General features: G+C 60.7%; 15 protein-coding genes and 2 pseudogenes. 4 read left to right on the top strand and 13 right to left on the bottom strand.

The window, feature by feature from the left end:
- Positions 1 to 32: 32 nt before the first annotated feature.
- The 3 genes from IB246_RS11850 to arcD (IB246_RS11840) all read right to left on the bottom strand — a co-directional run bounded on the left by IB246_RS11850 (position 33) and on the right by arcD (IB246_RS11840) (position 3,832).
- Positions 33 to 1,043, bottom strand: a complete 1,011-nt coding sequence (locus IB246_RS11850) for an ornithine carbamoyltransferase (protein WP_008027820.1) — start codon at positions 1,041 to 1,043, stop codon at positions 33 to 35.
- 69 nt (positions 1,044 to 1,112) lie between these two features.
- A complete protein-coding gene (arcA, locus tag IB246_RS11845; protein WP_008027822.1) occupies positions 1,113 to 2,369 on the bottom strand; it encodes an arginine deiminase in 1,257 nt (418 codons plus the stop codon).
- 35 nt (positions 2,370 to 2,404) lie between these two features.
- A complete protein-coding gene (gene arcD, locus IB246_RS11840) occupies positions 2,405 to 3,832 on the bottom strand; it encodes an arginine-ornithine antiporter (RefSeq protein ID WP_008038651.1) in 1,428 nt (475 codons plus the stop codon).
- A 458-nt stretch (positions 3,833 to 4,290) separates the two neighbouring features.
- Here arcD (IB246_RS11840) and arcD (IB246_RS11835) point away from each other — a divergent pair, with 458 nt between their 5' ends.
- Positions 4,291 to 5,718, top strand: a complete 1,428-nt coding sequence (gene arcD / locus IB246_RS11835) for an arginine-ornithine antiporter (protein ID WP_008027826.1) — start codon at positions 4,291 to 4,293, stop codon at positions 5,716 to 5,718.
- Complete coding sequence (locus IB246_RS11830) at positions 5,715 to 6,578, top strand: DNA-3-methyladenine glycosylase family protein (protein WP_008038649.1); 864 nt, start codon at positions 5,715 to 5,717, stop codon at positions 6,576 to 6,578. The genes arcD (IB246_RS11835) and IB246_RS11830 overlap by 4 nt, the downstream gene beginning before the upstream one ends.
- Before the next feature lie 68 nt (positions 6,579 to 6,646).
- On the opposite strand, the gene IB246_RS11825 is transcribed toward IB246_RS11830, so the two are convergent.
- The 10 genes and pseudogenes from IB246_RS11825 to gap form a co-directional block, all read right to left on the bottom strand.
- A complete protein-coding gene (locus IB246_RS11825) occupies positions 6,647 to 7,978 on the bottom strand; it encodes a CoA transferase (RefSeq protein ID WP_008038647.1) in 1,332 nt (443 codons plus the stop codon).
- 166 nt (positions 7,979 to 8,144) lie between these two features.
- A pseudogene (locus tag IB246_RS29065) lies at positions 8,145 to 8,672 on the bottom strand (methyl-accepting chemotaxis protein); the annotation flags it as partial.
- A gap of 378 nt (positions 8,673 to 9,050) precedes the next feature.
- A pseudogene (locus IB246_RS29060) lies at positions 9,051 to 10,019 on the bottom strand (chemotaxis protein); the annotation flags it as partial.
- Positions 10,020 to 10,484: 465 nt separating this feature from the next.
- A complete protein-coding gene (locus IB246_RS11815; RefSeq protein WP_008038644.1) occupies positions 10,485 to 10,877 on the bottom strand; it encodes a YbaN family protein in 393 nt (130 codons plus the stop codon).
- 119 nt (positions 10,878 to 10,996) lie between these two features.
- The gene (locus tag IB246_RS11810) at positions 10,997 to 11,605 is read right to left on the bottom strand and encodes a biliverdin-producing heme oxygenase (protein ID WP_008038642.1); all 609 of its coding nucleotides are present in this window, start codon (positions 11,603 to 11,605) and stop codon (positions 10,997 to 10,999) included.
- Between the two features lie 114 nt (positions 11,606 to 11,719).
- On the bottom strand, positions 11,720 to 14,311 hold the full coding sequence (locus IB246_RS11805; RefSeq protein ID WP_008038639.1) for a TonB-dependent receptor: 2,592 nt from the start codon (positions 14,309 to 14,311) through the stop codon (positions 11,720 to 11,722).
- Between the two features lie 122 nt (positions 14,312 to 14,433).
- Complete coding sequence (locus IB246_RS11800) at positions 14,434 to 15,399, bottom strand: FecR family protein (RefSeq protein WP_008038637.1); 966 nt, start codon at positions 15,397 to 15,399, stop codon at positions 14,434 to 14,436.
- Between the two features lie 81 nt (positions 15,400 to 15,480).
- Positions 15,481 to 15,999 (bottom strand): RNA polymerase sigma factor, encoded by a 519-nt coding sequence (locus IB246_RS11795; protein ID WP_008038635.1) that lies wholly within the window; start codon positions 15,997 to 15,999, stop codon positions 15,481 to 15,483.
- A gap of 77 nt (positions 16,000 to 16,076) precedes the next feature.
- A complete protein-coding gene (locus IB246_RS11790) occupies positions 16,077 to 16,541 on the bottom strand; it encodes a methylglyoxal synthase (protein WP_008038633.1) in 465 nt (154 codons plus the stop codon).
- Between the two features lie 183 nt (positions 16,542 to 16,724).
- Positions 16,725 to 17,726: a type I glyceraldehyde-3-phosphate dehydrogenase gene (gap, locus tag IB246_RS11785; protein WP_008031008.1), complete on the bottom strand. Its 1,002-nt coding sequence runs from the start codon at positions 17,724 to 17,726 to the stop codon at positions 16,725 to 16,727.
- A 220-nt stretch (positions 17,727 to 17,946) separates the two neighbouring features.
- Between gap and edd the strand changes: the two genes are divergently transcribed.
- The gene (gene edd / locus IB246_RS11780) at positions 17,947 to 19,773 is read left to right on the top strand and encodes a phosphogluconate dehydratase (protein WP_008038612.1); all 1,827 of its coding nucleotides are present in this window, start codon (positions 17,947 to 17,949) and stop codon (positions 19,771 to 19,773) included.
- Positions 19,770 to 20,729, top strand: coding sequence for a glucokinase (locus IB246_RS11775; protein WP_008038611.1), 960 nt, complete (start codon positions 19,770 to 19,772; stop codon positions 20,727 to 20,729). The genes edd and IB246_RS11775 overlap by 4 nt, the downstream gene beginning before the upstream one ends.
- Positions 20,730 to 20,740 lie beyond the last annotated feature (11 nt).

The following is a 20,740-nucleotide window of genomic DNA, read 5'->3' as shown; positions in this document are numbered from 1 at the left end:
AAGCCGGCTCCTACAGGAGGCCGGGTCAGCCGTTACAGGTCAGCCAGGGTCGACACCAGGATCGCCTTGATCGTGTGCATGCGGTTTTCCGCTTGCTCGAAGGCGATGCACGCTGGCGACTCGAACACGTCATCGGTGACCTCGATGCCGTTGGACAGGTGCGGATACTGCTCGGCAATCTGTTTACCGACCTTGGTGTCGCTGTTATGGAACGCCGGCAGACAGTGCATGAACTTGGTGCGCGGGTTGCCGGTGGCTTTCATCAGTTCCGCGTTGACCTGGTAGGGCAACAGTTGCTGGATGCGTTCGGCCCAGGCTTCGACCGGCTCGCCCATCGACACCCAAACGTCGGTGTGGATGAAGTCCACGCCCTTGACCGCTGCTTTCGGGTCTTCGGTCAAGGTGATGCGGGCGCCGCTTTCTTCCGCGTATTTCTTGCAGCGCGAGACCAGATCATCAAGGGGCCACAGGGCTTTTGGCGCGCAGATGCGCACGTCCATCCCCAGCTTGGCGCCGATCAGCAGCAGCGAGTTGCCCATGTTGTTGCGCGCGTCGCCCAGGTAGGCGTAGCTGATTTCGTGGATCGGCTTGTCCGCGTGTTCACGCATGGTCAGCACGTCGGCGATCATTTGCGTCGGGTGGTACTCGTCGGTCAGCCCGTTGAACACCGGCACGCCGGCGAACTTGGCCAGCTCCTCGACGATTTCCTGCTTGAAGCCACGGTATTCGATAGCGTCGTACATGCGCCCCAGTACTCGGGCGGTGTCCTTCATGCTTTCCTTGTGGCCGATTTGCGAGGAATTCGGGTCGATGTAGGTGACGTTGGCGCCCTGATCATAGGCCGCGACTTCGAAGGCGCAACGGGTGCGGGTCGAGGTTTTTTCGAAGATCAGCGCGATGTTGTTGCCTTTGAGGTGTTGTTGCTCGGTGCCGGTGTACTTCGCGCGTTTGAGGTCACGGGACAGGTCGAGCAGGTAACGCAGCTCACGGGGCGTGTGGTGCTCCAGGCTGAGCAGGTTACGGTTGTGGATGTTGAACGCCATGATGATTCTCCTTGAGTTCGGTAATCGGCCCGGCCGCTACCGGGTCAGTGCGGCCGGGGGGATGGTCGTTTAGTAGTCGATTGGGTCGCGGATGATCGGGCAAGTCATGCAGTGGCCGCCGCCACGGCCGCGTCCCAGTTCACCGGCGCTGATGGTGATGACTTCCACACCGGCCTTGCGCAGCAGGGTGTTGGTGTAGGTGTTGCGGTCATAACCGATGACCACGCCGGGTTCCACGGCCACCACGTTGTTGCCGTCGTCCCACTGCTCGCGTTCGGCGGCGAAGCTGTTGCCGCCGGTTTCCACCACGCGCAACGCTTTGAGGTTCAATGCCTTGGCCACCACATCGAGGAAGTTGCCTTCTTCGCGACGGATGTCGATGCCCCCTTGTTTGCCTTCATCCGGGCGCAGGGTGAAGCCGACGATCTGGTTCACCACTTCCGGGAAGATCGTCACCAGGTCGCGGTCGCAGAAGCTGAACACGGTGTCCAGGTGCATGGCTGCGCGGGACTTCGGCAGACCAGCGACGATGACTTTTTCGACGGCCTTGTTCTTGAACAGGTTCAGGGCCAACAGGCCGATGGCCTGACGGGATGAGCGTTCGCCCATGCCGATCAACACCACGCCGTTGCCGATCGGCATGACGTCGCCGCCTTCAAGGGTGGAACTGCCGTGTTCCTGGTCCGGATCGCCGTACCAGATTTCGAAGTCGGCGTTGGTGAACTGCGGGTGGAATTTGTAGATGGCGGTGGTCAGCAAGGTTTCCTGACGGCGCGCCGGCCAGTACATCGGGTTCAGCGTCACGCCGCCGTAGATCCAGCACGTGGTGTCGCGGGTGAACTGGGTGTTGGGCAGCGGCGGCAGAATGAAGCTGGAGTGGCCGAGGAAATCGCGGAACATCTGGATGGTCTTGCCGCCGAAACTGTCCGGCAGGTCATCGGCGGAGACGCCGCCAATCAGGAACTCAGCGATCTTGCGCGGCTCCAGGCTGCGCAGCCATGACTTCGTTTCATCGATCAACCCCAAACCGACCGAATTGGCGGTGACCTTGCGTTCCAGAATCCAGTCGAGGGCTTCAGGAATCGCGACGATGTCGGTCAGCAGGTTGTGCATTTCCAGCACGTCGACCCCGCGTTCACGCATCTTGGTGACGAAATCGAAATGGTCACGCTTGGCCTGGGCGACCCACAGCACATCATCGAAAAGCAGTTCGTCGCAGTTGTTCGGGGTCAGCCGCTGGTGGGCCAGGCCGGGGGAGCAAACCATGACTTTGCGCAGTTTGCCGGCTTCGGAATGTACGCCGTACTTAACTTTTTCCGTGGTCATTACAGTGATCCTCCAGATGACAAAACAATCGGGTATTACAGGGTCAGGAAGCCGTCATACAGCCCGTAAGCTGCCACCAGGGCGCCCACGATGACGGCTGCAAAAATCAGCTTCTCGACGTTGGTGAAAATCGGTTTGCCGAGTTCTCGCTTGGCCTTGGCGAACAGGATGACCCCGGGCGCATAGAGCAGGGCAGACAACAGCAAGTATTTGGTGCCCCCTGCGTAGACCAGCCAGACCGCGTAGATCACCGCGATGGCACCGATGAGCAAATCCTTCGAGCGTTCGCCCGAGTCGTTTTCATAACTCTCGCCGCGCACCGCCAGCAGCAGTGCATAAGCCGCGGACCACAGATACGGCACCAGAATCATTGAAGTGGCGAGGTAGATCAGCGACAGGTAAGTACTGGCGGAAAACAACGTGATGATCAGGAACAGCTGCACCATCGCGTTGGTCAGCCACAAGGCATTGACCGGCACATGGTTGGCGTTCTCCTTGCGCAGGAATTCCGGCATGGTGTGGTCCTTGGCGGCGGCGAACATGATCTCCGCACACAACAGCACCCATGACAGCAACGCACCGAGCAGGGAAATGATCAGGCCGACGCTGATCAGCACCGCGCCCCAGTGACCGACCACGTGCTCCAGCACCGCGGCCATCGACGGGTTCTGCAGTTTTGCCAGTTCCGGTTGGGTCATGATGCCCAGCGACAGCACGTTCACCAGCACCAGGAACAACAGCACGGTGATGAAGCCGATCACGGTGGCTTTACCGACGTCGCTGCGCTTTTCCGCCCGCGCCGAGAAGATGCTCGCGCCTTCGATGCCGATGAACACCCAGACGGTGACCAGCATCATTTTGCGCACCTGGTTCATCACGCTGCCCAGGTCGGGGTTTTTCACGCCCCAGATGTCAGCGGTGAAGATGTCGAGCTTGAAGGCGAAGATCGCGATCAGCACAAACAGCAGCAGCGGCACGACCTTGGCGACGGTGGTCACCAGGTTGATGAACGCCGCTTCCTTGATCCCGCGCAGCACGAGGAAGTGCACGCCCCAAAGCAGCAGCGACGCACCAATCACAGCGGCAACGGTATTGCCTTCGCCGAAGATCGGGAAGAAGTAGCCGAGAGTGCTGAACAGCAGGACGAAGTAACCGACGTTACCGAGCCAGGCACTGATCCAGTAACCCCACGCGGAGGAGAAACCCATGTAGTCGCCGAATCCGGCCTTGGCGTAGGCGTAGACCCCGCCGTCCAGGTCAGGTTTGCGATTGGCGAGTGTCTGGAACACGAAGGCGAGTGTCAGCATGCCTACGGCAGTGATGGCCCAACCGATCAGCACCGCGCCGACGTCGGCACTGGCGGCCATGTTCTGGGGCAAAGAAAAGATCCCGCCACCGATCATAGAGCCGACAACCAACGCAACAAGTGCACCGAGTTTCAGTTTTCCGGGGGATTCAGACATTGCATGACTCCAATGCAGGAGAAGAGAGACAACAGAGTAGTTCTGTTAGCAATTCAGTCAGCTGACTTAGATCAGTGCATGGCTACATTCCATTGTTAATGAAAGACTTATGAACCTTTTCCGGGCATAACGGTATTTCCGGAAAAGCCCGGTCCAGAGGCCTCGACTCATACAAAAGGAATAACTCCAATTGCTTGGAACTTTTACGCTAGTTCGTTTTCTGCGTTCCGCAAATTTTTGACGCCGGTTTCAGGTATGGAATCGATTAATTAAGATTGACCCACAAATTCGCTCTTTGCCAAGACGCTAATAGAATCATCCGCTATAAATAACGGACATGACTTGGCGTTTTCTAATAAACGTTATTACGCTGTACCTATTTAGTTAAAACCAACCATGTGACGGTTTCCCGGCCGTGGTCATTCCCCGGTCACATCGGGAAAAATGGAGACGCAGGCATGTCGCAACCGACGCAAAAACTTCGCCTGAGCGCACTGATCGCGCTGGTGGTTGGATCGATGATTGGCGGCGGGATCTTTTCCTTGCCGCAGAACATGGCCGCCCGTGCCGATGCCGGCGCGATATTGATCGGTTGGGCCATCACCGCCGTCGGAATGCTGACGCTGGCCTTCGTGTTTCAGACGCTGGCCAATCGCAAACCCGAGCTGGATTCCGGGGTGTACGCCTACGCGAAGGCAGGGTTCGGCGACTACATGGGTTTCTCGTCCGCGTGGGGGTACTGGATCAGCGCCTGGCTGGGCAACGTCGGTTACTTCGTTCTGCTGTTCAGCACTCTCGGGTACTTCTTTCCGGTGTTTGGCCAGGGCAACACGCCCATCGCCATCGGTTGCGCCTCGGTCCTGCTGTGGGCCGTACATTTTCTGGTGCTGCGCGGGATCAAGGAGGCGACGTTCATCAATCAGTTGACCACCGTGGCCAAGATCGTGCCGCTGATCATGTTCATCGTCATCGCCGCCGTGGCGTTCAAGGCTGACATCTTTACCCGTGACATCTGGGGCCGCAGCAACCCGAATTTCGGCGGCGTGATGGATCAGGTGCGCAACATGATGCTGGTCACCGTGTTTGTGTTCATCGGCATCGAGGGCGCCAGTGTGTATTCGGCGCGGGCGGAAAAACGTTCGGATGTCGGCCGGGCGACGGTCATCGGTTTTATTGGCGTGCTGGCGCTGTTGGTGCTGGTGAACGTGTTGTCGTTGGGGATCATGAGCCAACCGGAACTGGCCAACCTGCAGAACCCGTCACTGGCGGCGGTGCTGGAACATATCGTCGGGCCCTGGGGCGCGTTGTTGATCAGCATTGGCCTGGCGATTTCGCTGCTCGGCGCGTTGCTCTCTTGGGCGCTGCTCTGTGCCGAAATCCTCTTTGCCACGGCCAAGGACAAGACCATGCCGGCCTTCCTGAAAAAGGAAAACGCCAACCATGTGCCGGTCAATGCGCTGTGGCTGACCAACGTGATGATCCAGCTTTTCCTGCTGATCACGCTGTTTTCCGCCGGGACTTACACCAGCCTGATCTACCTCGCGTCGTCGATGATTCTGGTGCCGTATCTGTGGTCGGCAGCGTATGCGGTGTTGCTGAGCGGGCGCGGCGAAACGTACGAGCACGCGTCGGCGGAACGCACCAAGGACTTGCTGATCGGCGGCATCGCGCTGAGTTATGCGGTGTGGCTGTTGTACGCCGGCGGGGTCAAGTATTTGCTGCTGTCGGCGTTGTTGTATGCGCCGGGGGTGATTCTGTTCGCCAAGGCCAAACGTGAGCAGGGTGAGCCGCTGTTTACAGCGATCGAGAAAGGGATATTTACCGCGGTCATCAGCGGCGCCGGGTTGGCGGCGTACGGTTTGTACAGCGGATTTCTGTCGTTGTGAGGTTGCGGCTGGCCTATCAGCCGCCCTATGACTGGCCGGCGATGCTGGGCTTCTTGTCGGCGCGGGCCGTGGCGGGTATGGAAACGGTGGTGGATGGCGTGTATTCGCGCAGCATCGGCCTGGACGGCGCTCACGGCACGTTTTCGATAAGGCCGGTGGCGGGCGATGCGCTGGAAGTGACGCTGGATTTTCCTGACCCGGCGGCGGTGCCGGAGATCGTTGTGCGGTTGCGACGGATGTTTGATCTGGATGCGGATTTAGCGGCGATTCATCGGTCGCTGGAGGCTGACCCGTTGATGGCGCGGTTGATTGCCGAGCGGCCGGGATTGCGGGTTCCGGGGACGTGGGACGGTCTGGAGCTGGCGATTCGTGCGGTTTTGGGGCAGCAGATCAGCGTGGTTGCGGCGATCAGGTTGGCGGGGAAGCTGGTGGTGCAATATGGGCCGCCTTTGGCGTCGGTTTTGCCCGGTATCACGCAGGTGTTCCCGGTGGCTGGCGTATTGGCGCAGGCGGATCTGGCGGCGCTGGGCATGCCGAAAAGCCGGGGCCGGACGTTGTCGGGTGTGGCCCAGGCGTTGCTTGATGATCCGTTATTGTTTGAACCGGGGCGTGAGGGTGGTGTGGCGCGGTTGCAGGCGTTGCACGGGATTGGCGACTGGACGGCGCAGTACATTGCCTTGCGACAATTGCGCGAGATGGATGCATTTCCGAATGGGGATGTGGGGTTGATCAATGCGTTGTCAGCGCTTGAGGGGGCGCGGGTGACGGCTCGGGAGTTGTTGGCGCGGGCCGAGGGTTGGCGGCCTTGTCGAGGGTATGCGGCGCAGCTTTTGTGGACATCACTGAGTCGGGCGGACTGAGCTGATCCGGGATTTTTAGTGACTGTTCGACCGCTATCGCCGGCTTGCCGGCGATAGCTATTTGAAAGTCACCACCACTGCGCGCGATGTGAACCCAATTCAGACGCCGGAATCGCCCACTGCAACGGCGTCCCGGTGATTTTCAGTGGCACATGAAGCCGATGCGCCGGCCCCCAGGGCGTCTGTTCAACCAGCAAGTCCTGATCGTTTTCATCCTCTGCCCGCAGCAGCTCACTCGTCCCCGTACCCTGTTCAATCAACAACTTCGCCGTCCGCGCCAGCGACAGCCGTGCCGACCCACCCCGTCCCAATAACGTGATCGCCGCAGCCGCCATCAAATACCCAGTGGCATGATCCAGCGCCTGCACCGGCAACGGCGTCGGCTTGTCCGCCTTCTTCCATTGCATCCCCGCTTCAGCAATCCCGCTGCTCATCTGCACCAGGCTGTCGAAGCCGCGGCGGTTCTGCCATGGTCCGCTCCAGCCGTAGGCGTTCAGGCAAACGTCGATCAGGCCGGGCGCGAGTGCCTGTCGTTCGGCGACGCCATAACCCAGCTGTTCCAGGGCATCGGCGCGGTAGCCGTGGAGCAGAATGTCGGCGTCCTTGAGCAGGCTTTCGAACAGGATGCGATCTGCCGGGTCATGCAAGTCCAGGCGTGCGCAGCGTTTGCCCAAGGTGACTTCCGGCACCACGCCGGGCTCGTTCCAGGTCGGTGGGTCGATGCGCAAAACGTCGGCGCCGAGGCCGGCAAGAAAGCGACTGGCGACCGGGCCTGCAAGCACGCGGGTCAAATCCAGCACCTTGATTCCGGCCAGTGGTCGTGCCACCGATCCTTGCCACGATGGCGACGATTCAGGGTCGCCGGCGCTGAACTGAATCAGTGGCTCAGAGTTCACCGTCTGGCCCTGGGGATGCGCCTGCCATTGCGCCCAACTGCGCATTTCGGCGGCACAGCCACCGGCCTCGACCACGGCGTGTTCCAGATCGGTTTTCGCCCATTGCGCAACCTTGCTCGCTACGGTGGCGCGGTCGGCACAAGCACCGAGCACTTTTTCGGCCGCCGCACGGTGATGTGGCGCGTTGGTGTGCAGGCGGATCCAGCCGTCGCTGGTCGGGTAGTCTCCGGCCACCGGGTCCCAGAGTGGAGGAACGCTCCAGCCGACGGGACGGATCGACGTCGCGAACCAGAAAGACGCGAGGCGAGAGTCGACTTCAAGGCCGGGCAAATGACCGGTGTGCTGGTGCAGTAACTCGCTGACCGCCTGGCCGGCAGCGGCAATGCTGGCGCTCGCCAGGTCAGTGACGGCGAACGCCGAGGGCAGGGCGCCCTTCGAGGTGAACGGAATCGGGGTGTGGGGCAAGCCGAGTGCGGCTTGAATGGACGTGAGTAAATCAGTCATCGAAGGCCCTCCGGAACGAGAGGCCGAGCATAGATCAAACAGCTGATGATGCGGGTGAAACCTGTAGGAGCGAGGCTTGCCCGCGAAGAACGATGATGCGGTCTACCTGGCAGATCGCGTCATCGTTCTTCGCGGGCAAGCCTCGCTCCTACAGGGGCCGTGGCAGCTACACGCGGAACTGATCCATCAATTTCATCTGGTGGGTGGTCAGGGAGTTGAGCTGGCTGCTGATCTGCGCCGATTCGGTGGCCTGGCCGGTCAGGGTTTCGGTGACGGTGCGGATCGCCGAGACGTTGCGGTTGACCTCTTCGGCCACGGCGCTTTGTTGTTCGGCGGCGCTGGCGATTTGCAGGTTCATGTCGCTGATCACCGTGACCGCGTCGCTGATTTTGCTCAAGGCTTGCACCGCTTGTTGAATCTGCCCGGCGTTGCTGTGCGCCTGGGTCTGGCTCGAATGCATGGTGGCGACCACGCCGCGGGTGCCGGTCTGGATGCGCTCAATGACGATACGAATCTCTTCCACCGAATCCTGCGTGCGTTTGGCCAGGTTGCGCACTTCATCGGCCACCACCGCAAAACCGCGACCGCTCTCGCCGGCACGGGCGGCTTCGATGGCGGCGTTGAGCGCCAGCAGGTTGGTCTGCTCGGCGATGCTGCGGATGACTTCCAGCACCGAACCGATCTGCTCGCTGTTGACCGCCAGCGCTTCGACTTCGGTCACCGCCTTGCTGACTTCGTCGGCCAGTTGATTGATGTCGCGGGTACTGCGTTCGATGATCGACATGCCATCGCGAGCCGACTGGTCAGCGCCCTTGGCCGCGTTTGCCGCGTTCGACGCACTGTTGGCGACGTCATGGGCCGTGGCACTCATTTCGTTGGACGCGGTGGCGACCTGGTCGATTTCGCGGAACTGCACCTGCATGCCTTCGCTGGTCTGGCGGGCGATTTCCGAAGACTGGTCGGCGGTGCCACGGGCATCGGTGATGCTCTGTTTGATCTGCGCGATGGTCGGTTGCAGCTTGTCGAGGAAGCGGTTGAACCAACTCACCAGTTCGCCCAGTTCGTCCTGCTTGCTGTAATGCAGGCGCTGGGTCAGGTCGCCGTCGCCGCTGGCAATGGCCTTGAGCATCTCGGCGACGCTGTTGATCGGCCGGGTCACGCCCGACGCGGTGAGCCAGATCAGCAGCAGGCCGACGAGGCCGGCAGCGACCGCCACCAGCACGGCTTTGATCGTGCCGCTTTGCTGGGCATCATCGAGCACCGTTTGCAGCTTCACCGAATCGGCCAGCAGCACTTGCTTGGGCAGGTCGATCACCACGCCCCAGGCTTTGGAATCACTGATCGGACTGACCGGGTACACCGCACGAATCAAATCACCTTGTTCGAGGATTTTCGGTGCGCCGCCGCTGAGCAATTGCAGGACATCCTTGCCCTCTGCGCCCAGGGTTTCACCGATGCTTTTGCCGACCTTGCTCGCGTCGACGCTGTAAGCGGCGAGCACGCCGCTGCCAGAGACAATCAGCATGTGCCCGGCGCTGTTGAACAGATCACGCTGGGAATCGACAGCCGCTGCCTGAAGGGCGTCGAGGGCGATGTCCACACCGACTACACCGATGGATTTGCCGTCCACCAGCAGCGGAACGGAAATGGTGGTCATCAGCATTTCCTTGCCGCCGACGGTGTCGGCGTACGGGTCCAGCAAGCAGGTGCGCTTGTTGTCGCGAGGGCAGGTGTACCAGCTGTTGTAAGGCGTGCCGCTGAGGCTCAAGGTGGTTTTGGTCATGTCGTCTTCGACCATGATCGTGTTGAGCGCGGTACCACCGGCGCGGCTCCAGTAACTGGCGAAACGACCGGCTTCGTTGGACTGGCGAGCGGCGTCATTGGCGAACTCGCTGTCCTTGCCGTCCAGCCCGTTGGGTTCGAACGCCAGCCAGATCCCCAGCACTTTGCTGTTGCGCTCGAAGGCGGTTTTCAGGCTCTGGTTCAGCTCTTCACGCAGGGCGCCGGCCTCAAGCGAACGCTTGGCAGCCAGGGTGCGCATGTCCTTGATCTGGTCCGCCAGGGCGGTCACCACCAGCAGGCTTTCGCCAAAGGTTTTCTGCACACGCACCGCTTGCTCGGCAGCCTTGGCCTGAAGCAGGTCTTGCACGCTGTTGGTGAGCATTTTGCTGCTGGAGGCGCTGACCAGCTCATCGTTCTGGTTGGTCTGGTAGAAGTTCATGCTGACGATCAGGACGACCACGCCCAGCAGGCATAGACCGGAGAGCAGAACGATTTTCAGGCGGATGGACAGAGAGTCGAACATAGGACGAACTCGCGAAGGGATGAAGTGTTGGCTGCGAGTCGAGGCCGACCCGGTTCGCCAAATCCATTCAGCGCCAATCTCTGCGCATCGGCGTGGTGCGAGGATGCATGAAGGTGACCCCGACGAACGGTCATGGTTGAACGTTTGCGCGGGAAAAAGTGCCGAAAAGCGCTTTAAAACGGGGATAAATCGCGGAGTGTGTCAGGTGGTTTGCGGCAGTGATTCCGGTCGTGACCAGATCCACAGATTGCCCAGGCTCATGCCGGCGATGGCGAGGTAAACCGGCCAACCGTGATCGAGCATGACCAGCATCAACCCGGCGCACAGCAACATGCTCACGGTGGCACTGACCTTGGCTCGACGCGCAACGATTTTGCCGTTGCGCCAGTTGCAGAGGATCGGACCGAACAGCCGATGGTTTTCCAGCCAGGCACTCAGGCGCGGCGAACTCTTGGTCGCGGCCCAGGCGGCGAGCAGGACGAACTCGGTGGTCGGCAGGCCTGGCACGACGATGGCGATCAGGCCGATGGCTAGGCTGATGTAGGCCAAGAGACCGAACAGGAAACGGGCGAGTTTGGAGGAGGAGCGAGTCATAAGATCGATTTATGACCTGTAGGAGCGAGGCTTGCCCGCGAAGAATGCGCCGCGGTTTTTCAGATAGACCGCGTTATCGTTCTTCGCGGGCAAGCCTCGCTCCTACAAGGGCGGGGTTATCAGGCGAGTTCGGGGATGGTGGCGTAGGCGTGTTCCAGCAACACGGTGAAGCGGTTGAACGCATTAATTGCGCCTTTATCCAGCTCGGCTTCTTCCTGTTCGGTGAGTTCCAGACCGTCCAGCGTCTTGACGAAGCTTTTCCAGCCTTCAGCGCGGCCACCGGCCGGTTCGCCGAGGTGACGGGCACCGAAGGTTTCGCTCAGGCCCAGGCCGACAGCCCGTTTGATCAGGAACGCTGCACCGAGCTTCGAGCCTTCGGACACAAACAACCAACCCAGCGCTTCGGCTTTGCTCGGGGTGTTCACTGCGCCCGCGACAGGCGCCGGCACTTCGGTGTCCAGATCGGCCAGGTCAGCCTTGGCCGCCTCGGCACGGCAGCGCGCCGCCAGATCGGGAACGATGGTGATCAGTTCGGCATCGTTGTACAGCGCCACCAGCTCCGACTGGAACAGATATTGCGCCACCACGAAACGGGCGAAATTGGCCTGGGTTTCGAACGGCGCATGGGCTTTGACCAGCGCATCGAGTTTGGTGTGGGGCTCATGGGTGATCTGGTTCAAGCGTTGCGAACGCAAAACCGGGCGTTGAGCAGTGTCCTGGTTAGTCATGAGAAATCCTTGAAGAAAAGAGGCGCTTGGTAACGAGACGAACAAGAAGACGCCTGACAGTAAAAAAACCTCACTGTGCGGCGCTATAAAAAGCCGCGCAGTGAGCGTGCAGGATCAGATGTCCCAGACCAGATTGACCGCGAAGTTGCGACCCGGCTGAGTCAGGCGATCAAGGTTGGCCGGGCTGAGGACCGAAGCCTCGCCGACGCCGTCGTAACCGCGCACGTCATCCCACAGCCAGTACTTCTTGTCGGTCAGGTTGTAGACCCCGGCGCTGACAGTCACGTCGTCCGTCACTTTGTAGAAACCGGTCAGGTCCAGCACGCCGAAGCCCGGCGATTTGAACTGGCTGCTGACGCCGTCCGGCGACTTGAATTTGGTGTCGTCGACGCGATCCTTCTTTTTCACCAGCGTCCAGCTGAGCAAACCACCGTAGTTGTCCTGGTCGTAACCGAGGCCGAACACGCCGGTCAGCGGGTTGACGCTGTTGATCGGTTCGCCGTTGTCATTGTTGCGACCGTAGGCGTAGGCCACCGAGCCCTGGGTGTACAGACCTTGTGGCGCGCCGAAGACGTCGAGGTTCAGACGTCCCTTGACCTCTGCGCCCTTGATCGTGGCGCGCTTGATGTTGGCGCTCTGGAAGGTCAGCTCGTTGTAACCGGGGGAGATGGCATCCTCTTCGATGAAGTCGCGGTACTTGTTGTAGAACACAGCCACATCGAAGGAGCCCGATTCGAATTGACCGCGCAGACCGGTTTCAAAACCTTTGCTGGTTTCCGGGTCGAGGTTCGGGTTGGGTTCCACGCGATAACCGGTGGTGGTGTTCTCGAAGCGTCCGTACAACGCCTTGGCGGTCGGTGTGCGGAAACCTTCGGCGTACTGGCCATACCAGGTGTACTGGTCGGTCAGGGCGTAGGTCAGGCCGAATTTCGGCGACACGCGATGCCAGGTTTTTGAGTCGTTGCTGACGGTGCCGCGGCCATCGGCCGCCACGGTGTTCAAGAACTCCTGGGTGATGTGCGGCTTGAGCTCGGTGTAGTCGTAGCGCAGCCCCGGCAGGAAGGTCCATTTGTCCCAGCTGATCTGATCCTGGGCGAACAGGCTGTAGGTGTTGACGGTCGGGTCGGGGAAGTCGCTGGATTTTTTCAGCACGTCTGCGGTGCTGACGGCGCCGAGGGTTCGGCAGGAGCCAAAGACCGCGAGGCAGGTGCCGTTGCCGCTGCGCGAACCGGTGACTTTCTGCTGCTTGATCGTGGTGCCGTAGGTCAGCAGGTGCTCGGTGTCGGCAAGACTGAAAGCCTTGTCCAGTTGCGCGTCAAATACCCACTGCTTTTCTTCATAAAGGGTTTCGCGGGTGCGCAGCACTTTGCGTGAGATCGGGTAGTAGAACTCTTCGGTGCTCTGGTCGGTCTTGGCGACCTGGTGGTTCAGGCTCCACTTGACGTTGTCTGCCAGCAGACTGTCGAGGGCGAAGCTGTGTTCCAGGCCGAAACGCTCGCGGGTGACGGTGTCGTTACCGGTGCGCCACTGGTACATGCCGCCCGGCAGGACGCTGGCCGGAATCGCCGGTTGGCCTTTGTCGAACGGACCGCCGTAGGCGCTTTTCTGATCGGTGTCGCGGTCGTCCTTGTACTTTTCATACGTCAGGCCCAGGCGCGAATCTTCGTTGTAGTTCCAGCCGATCTTGGCCAGCACGTTGTAGGTTCGCACGTCCTCCGGGTTGGCCGCAGTGCGCGCCAGGCCGGTGCCGTTGTTGCTGCCGTAGGATTCGGTTTCATGACCGTCGCGCTGGCTGTAATGCAGCAAGCCATCGAACTGCTCGGCGCGGCCAGCCACGGTCGCGGACTTCAACCAGCTCTCGTCGGCGGAGCTGTAGCCGGTTTTCAGGCGGGCGCCGACGTCTTTGCCGGGTTTGATGATGTCGTCCGGGTCGAGGGTGAAATAGCTGACCGCGCCGCCGATGGCGTTGCTGCCGTACAGCACCGAGGCCGGCCCGCGGAGGATTTCGACGCGTTTGATGATCTCCGGGTCGACGTAGTTGCGCTGGGTCTTGGCATAGGGACCGTTGAAGAAATCGTTGGGCACTTCGACGCCGTCGACCTGGGTCAGGATCCGGTCGCCGTCGATGCCGCGGATGTTGTAGCCGCTGATCCCGCCGCGCTGGCCCGCACCACCGACCGAAACGCCCGGTTCGTAACGCACGAGGTTCTTGATGGTGTTGACGTTGTTGCGGTCCAGCTCTTCGCGGGTGTGAACGGTGACGATGCCCGGCACGCTTTCCACGGTTTGTTCCTGGCGGGTGGCGCTGATGGTCACCTGTTGCAGATTGAGCGCGCTGCTGCTCGGGCGCTTTTCCAGGACGATGTTGTTGTTGCCCAGTTTGCGATAGCTCAGGTTGGTCCCCACCAACAGGCGATCCAGGGCTTTCTCCGGCGACAAGGACCCGCGCACACCCGGCGAGGCCACGCCTTGCCCAAGTTCTGCCGGCAAGCCGACCTGCCAGCCCGTCACCGCGGTAAAGGCATTGAGTGCCGAGACCAGCGACTGTTGCGGGATCGCAAACGCGTAATCGCCCATGTTGCGCGTTGGTTGCTCGGCGGCGGTGGCGGCCATCAGCGGCGCGCTACCAGCCATGAGGATGGCGGCGGTCAGCAGCGAGAGCACGCGGGACGGTGAAGAGGAGTGGCGGGTAAGGCGAGAGGACATCGATAGCGCTCCGAGTCGCACGAATCTTTATAGGTGCTGATTGGCATATGAAGATGCGAATCAATTGCATTGGCTATAACGAGACGTACGAGCTTCAGCTATCGAGTAAAAATAACTCTCATTTAGTTCAGGATCACCAGCGCCGGATATTCCTGGAGCCGCGCCGAGGTGATGTGCGCCAGCGAGCGGACCACGTCCAGCGGCTGGTCGAGACGGTAATTGCCGGTCACGGCGACGTCGGCCAACTGCTCGTTGTTGTTGATGATCCAGCCTGGGTAGTAGCGACGCAGTTCCGCCAGCACTTGGCTCATCGGGCAGTTTTCAAACACCAGTCGGCCCTGGACCCAGGCCAGGTCAGTCGCGGCGTCGAGCCTGGCCGGCCGGTCGAAACCGTTGGGGCCGATGCGGATGCTTTCGCCAGCAGACAGGCGAATCCGTGCGTCGTCGCGGGTCGCCCGCAAGTCGACATCGCCACGCTGCACTTGAACCTGCGTCACGCCATCGAGGTAGCGCACCGCAAATGCGGTGTCGTGCACGCTGGCCTTCACCGGTCCGGCGTCGATTTCCAGCGGCTGGCCGCGATGGGCCGGCACTTCGAAAAACGCTTCGCCCTGATAAAGGCGGGCGACGCGCTGCTGATCGTTGATGGTGCTGGAAAACGCTGAATTGGTATTGAGCAGGACTTTCGAGCCGTCCTCCAGTTGCAGGCGCTGACGCTCACCGACCACCGTCAGGTGATCGGCCTGGAGACGCAGGGGCAGGTTGCTGAAACTGAACAGGCCGAGGATCAACACGGCAGCGGTGGCCAATGGTTTCCAGTGCGGGCGCAGGCGCGACAACACGGTGACTTTGGGTGGTTGCGCGGCCAGGTGCTGCGCGCATTGCACGACTTGCGGGCCGTCCCAGATGGCCTGGGCCTTGGCGAACGCTTGCGCATGCAAAGGGTCGGCGTCCAGCCATGCCTGGAACTGGCGAGACTGTTCTTCGCTCGGACTGCCCAGCACGATCAGCCAGTCCAGGGCCTGGTCCATCGCACTTGCGGAGTCCCGCGCCGGGGAGGGCGGAGGGGAGCGGTGGGTGTCCGTCACGGTGTTTCCTTGGCAGTGTCTGTGCACGGCTGTTTTTTAGTGGAGCTTGAAAGTGGGCAAGGGTAGCAAAGCCTTGCTTGCTCAGTCGCCGTTTAACCGTTCGGCGACACCGATGCAGATGGCCATGATCAGCTTCAACTCCTTTTGCACCGTGCTCAATGACACGCCGAGCTTCTCGGAAATCTCCAGATAGCTGTGCCCGTGCAAACGGCTGAGAATGAAAATCTGCTGCTGACGGGCGCTGAGTTCACTGAGGCTCACGTTCAAACGCTCCAGCAATTGTTTGGCATGGGCGGCGTCCTCGGCACTGCTGGCCGGTGCGGCAATGCTTTCCACCACGTCCATCGGCACGTCGTCGAGCATCGTCCGGGACTGAATGCGCCGAGCACGCAAATGGTCCAGCGCCAGGTTGCGGGCGGTCTGGAAAACAAAGGGTTCAAGGTGGTCGATGGCCCGTTCGCTGAGCGCACGGGTTACGCGCAGGTAGGTCTCCTGCAAGAGGTCTTCGGCGGTGCTGTGATTGTTGACCATCCGCTCCAGCGTGCGCAGCAGAGAGACGCGCTGGGCGATGAAGACGTGATTGAAGCGCGATTGACTCACGGGAGGACCTGATCCATTTTGATCAAATGATAATGCTTATCATCCGCTACGATGGTCAAGTCCTGATTTGTGAAGGTTTATGCGCGGCCCAGCAAATAGGTCGCGTAATCGGGAATGCGATGGGAATGCGCCTGATCCATCAACGGGCTGCTGAGCAGGTAGTCGGCGCTGCATTCATTGCAGGCGACGGGAATGTTCCAGACTGCCGCGACCCGCAGCAATGCCTTGATGTCCGGGTCATGGGGTTGCGGTTCGAACGGGTCCCAGAAGAACACCAGCATGTCGACCCGCTGCTCGGCGATTTGTGCGCCGAGTTGCTGGTCGCCGCCCAAGGGGCCGCTGATCATGCTTTCCACGGGCAGGTCGAGGCGTTGTTGCAATAACAAACCCGTGGTGCCGGTGGCGACCAGTTCATGTTGCGCGAGCTTGTCTTTGTGCCGCTCGGCCCAGTCCAGCAGGAACACCTTGCAGTGGTCATGGGCGACCAGGGCGATGCGTTTGCGCGCGGCGACGGTTTTTTGCGTGAAGCTGATACCGATCATGGGGTGTTCCGTAGGCAGGTTACCGACGATGGTTGAGTACGCCATCGCCTGTAGGCGCGAGCGGTGCGGCGACCCGACTTGCCCGCGAACCGAGCGGCGCGATGTATCTGTTAGACCGCGTCATCGTTCTTCGCCGGCAAGCCTGGCTCCTACAGAGTCGGGTACGGCGCAACAGGCACAGAGTTACTCAGCGTTGCACAGCGCCAGGCAGTTATCGAGCATGCGGTTGGAGAAGCCCCATTCGTTGTCGTACCAGGCCAGAACCTTCAGCAGCTTGCCGCTGGACTTGGTGTGGTTGGCGTCGAAGATCGACGACAGGGGGTTGTGGTTGAAGTCGCTCGAGACCAGCGGCAACGTGTTGTAGCCCAGAATCTTCGAATGCTGGCTGGCTTCCTTGAGCAGTGCATTCACTTCATCGGCCGACGCTTCGCGCTTCAGTTGCACGGTCAGGTCCACCAGTGACACGTTGATCACCGGCACACGCACGGCCATGCCGGTCAGTTTGCCCGCCAGTTCCGGCAGCACCAGGCCGACCGCTTCGGCCGCACCGGTCTTGCTCGGGATCATGTTCTGGGTGGCCGAACGGGCGCGGTACGGGTCGGTGTGGTAGACGTCGGTCAGGTTTTGATCGTTGGTGTAGGCGTGGATGGTGGTCATCAAACCGCTTTCGATGCCCAGTTCGCGGTGCAGCACCTGGGCCACCGGGGCCAGGCAGTTGGTGGTGCACGACGCGTTGGAAATAATCTGGTGCGATTGGCGCAGAATGTCGTGGTTCACCCCATACACCACGGTGGCGTCGGCGCCTTTGGCCGGTGCAGAGATGATCACTTTGCGCGCGCCGGCCGTAATATGCGCGGCGGCTTTGGCCCGGTCGGTGAACAAACCGGTGCATTCGAACACCACATCAATCTTTTCCGCAGCCCAAGGCAGCTCGGCCGGGTTACGAATGGCGCTGACGGAAATCCGGTCGCCATTGACGGTCAGGCTTTCCTGATCATGCTGGACATCGGCGTCGAACGTGCCGTGAACAGTGTCGTACTTGAGCAGATGAGCGTTCATCGCGCTGTCGCCCAGGTCATTGATTGCAACGATCTGCAAATCCTGACGGTAGCCTTGGGTATACAGTGCGCGAAGGACGTTGCGGCCGATACGGCCAAAACCATTGATTGCGATTCGAAGAGTCATTTAACAGGGCCGCCGTCGTTTTGTTGTTGGAATTACAAGATTATTCGCATAAAAATAGAAAACAAGCCTTTTTAGTGGCAATATTTTGTTCAATCTACAACGAGTGACCTGAATCAACTGGTCCGAATGATCAAGAAAGCCGTTTGTCATCCCATCAACAACGGCTCTTGTTCAGCATAGACAATCAGGTCGCCACATCCGTTAGCCTGGAGTTCTACACATGCATCCCCGCGTCCTTGAGGTCACCGAACGGCTTATCGCCCGCAGCCGCGCAACCCGCGAGGCTTACCTTGCGCTCATTCGCGGTGCGGCCAGCGACGGTCCGATGCGCGGCAAGCTGCAATGCGCCAACTTCGCCCATGGCGTGGCCGGTTGCGGCACCGAAGACAAGAACAGCCTGCGAATGATGAACTCCGCGAACATCGCGATTGTTTCGTCATATAACGACATGCTCTCGGCGCATCAGCCGTACGAAGTCTTTCCTGAACTGATCAAAAAAGCCCTGCGCGAAATCGGCTCCGTCGGCCAGTTCGCCGGCGGCACCCCGGCGATGTGCGATGGCGTGACCCAAGGCGAGCCGGGCATGGAACTGAGCCTGCCAAGCCGTGAAGTGATCGCGCTGTCCACCGCTGTTGCCCTTTCCCACAACATGTTCGATGGCGCGCTGATGCTCGGCATCTGCGACAAAATCGTGCCGGGCCTGATGATGGGCGCGTTGCGCTTCGGTCATCTGCCGATGATTTTCGTACCGGGCGGGCCGATGGTCTCGGGCATTTCCAACAAGCAGAAAGCCGATGTGCGTCAGCGCTATGCCGAAGGCAAGGCCTCTCGCGAAGAGCTGCTGGAATCGGAAATGAATTCCTACCACAGCCCCGGCACCTGCACCTTCTACGGCACCGCCAACACCAACCAGTTGCTGATGGAAGTCATGGGCCTGCACTTGCCGGGCGCTTCTTTCGTCAACCCGAACACGCCGTTGCGCGATGCCCTGACCCGCGAAGCGGCGCATCAGGTCACGCGCCTGACCAAGCAGAATGGCAACTTCATGCCGATCGGCGAAATCGTCGATGAGCGTTCGTTGGTCAACTCCATCGTGGCGCTGCACGCCACCGGCGGTTCGACCAACCACACTTTGCACATGCCGGCGATTGCCATGGCGGCGGGCATTCAACTGACCTGGCAGGACATGGCCGACCTCTCCGAAGTCGTGCCGACCCTGAGCCACGTCTACCCGAACGGCAAAGCCGACATCAACCACTTCCAGGCGGCGGGCGGCATGTCGTTCCTGATCCGCGAACTGCTGGAAGCCGGCCTGCTCCACGAAAACGTCAACACGGTTCTGGGCCACGGCCTGAGCCGCTACACCAAGGAACCGTTCCTCGATAACGGTGAGCTGGTATGGCGCGAAGGCGTCACCGACAGCCTCGATGAAACCATCCTGCGCCCGGTGGCGCGTGCGTTTTCGCCCGAGGGCGGCTTGCGCGTGATGGAAGGCAACCTCGGTCGTGGCGTGATGAAAGTCTCGGCAGTCGCCTTGGAAAACCAGATCGTCGAAGCACCGGCAATGGTGTTCCAGGATCAACAGGATCTGGCCGATGCGTTCAAGGCCGGTTTACTGGAGAAGGACTTTGTCGCGGTGATGCGCTTCCAGGGCCCGCGCTCCAACGGCATGCCGGAACTGCACAAAATGACGCCGTTCCTCGGCGTGCTGCAGGATCGCGGCTTCAAAGTCGCGCTGGTCACCGACGGACGCATGTCCGGCGCCTCGGGGAAAATCCCGGCGGCGATTCACGTCAGCCCCGAAGCTTACGTGGGCGGCGCTTTGGCGCGAGTCCAAGAGGGCGATATCATCCGCGTCGATGGCGTCAAAGGCACTCTGGAGCTTAAGGTTGACGCCGAAGAATTCGCAGCGCGCACGCCGGCCAAAGGCCTGTTGGGCAACAACATTGGCACCGGTCGCGAGCTGTTTGGTTTCATGCGCATGGCCTTCAGCTCCGCAGAGCAGGGCGCCAGCGCCTTTACTTCTGCCCTGGAGACGCTTAATTGAAACTGGCTTTGGTCGGTGACATCGGTGGGACCAACGCACGTTTCGCGTTGTGGAAAAACCAGCAGCTGGAATCGGTCCAGGTGCTGGCAACGGCAGATTTTCCCAGCCCGGAAGAGGCGATCAGCGTCTATCTGAACGGGCAGGGGTTGGCGCCAGGTTCGATTGGTTCCGTGTGTCTGTCAGTGGCCGGCCCGGTGAGCGGTGATGAATTCAAGTTCACCAACAATCACTGGCGCCTCAGTCGCAAGGCGTTCTGCCAGACCTTGCAAGTCGAGCAACTGCTGTTGGTCAACGACTTCTCGGCGATGGCGCTGGGCATGACCCGTTTGCAGCCGGGCGAATTCCGCGTGGTTTGCGAAGGCACGCCGGAGCCGTTGCGCCCGGCGGTGGTGATTGGTCCGGGCACGGGGTTGGGCGTCGGTACTTTGCTCGATCTCGGCGAAGGGCGTTTTGCTGCATTGCCGGGCGAGGGTGGCCACGTCGATTTGCCGTTGAGCAGCCCGCGTGAAACTCAGTTGTGGCAGCACATCTTCAACGAGATTGGGCATGTCAGCGCGGAAACGGCGTTGAGTGGCAGCGGCTTGCCGCGCGTCTATCGGGCGATTTGCGCGGTGGACGGGCATACGCCTGTGCTCGAAACGCCGGAAGCGATTACCGCCGCCGGCCTGGCGGGTGATCCGATTGCGCTGGAAGTGCTGGAACAGTTCTGCTGCTGGCTCGGTCGCGTGGCGGGCAACAACGTGCTCACCACGGGCGCGCGCGGTGGCGTGTTTATCGTCGGTGGGGTGATCCCACGGTTTGCCGATTTCTTCCTCGAAAGCGGTTTTGCGCGGTGCTTTGCCGACAAGGGTTGCATGAGCGATTACTTCAAGGGAATTCCGGTGTGGCTGGTGACGGCGCCGTATTCCGGGTTGGTGGGTGCGGGTGTGGCGCTGGATCAATCAATCCCCGCTTGAAATGCAATCAA

Origin of the sequence: Pseudomonas sp. PDM01 (genome assembly GCF_014852325.1) — a bacterium.
Classification (GTDB): Bacteria; Pseudomonadota; Gammaproteobacteria; order Pseudomonadales; family Pseudomonadaceae; genus Aquipseudomonas; species Aquipseudomonas migulae.
Note: the sequence above shows the minus strand (reverse complement) of the source record. Positions and strands in the feature narration are given on the sequence as shown.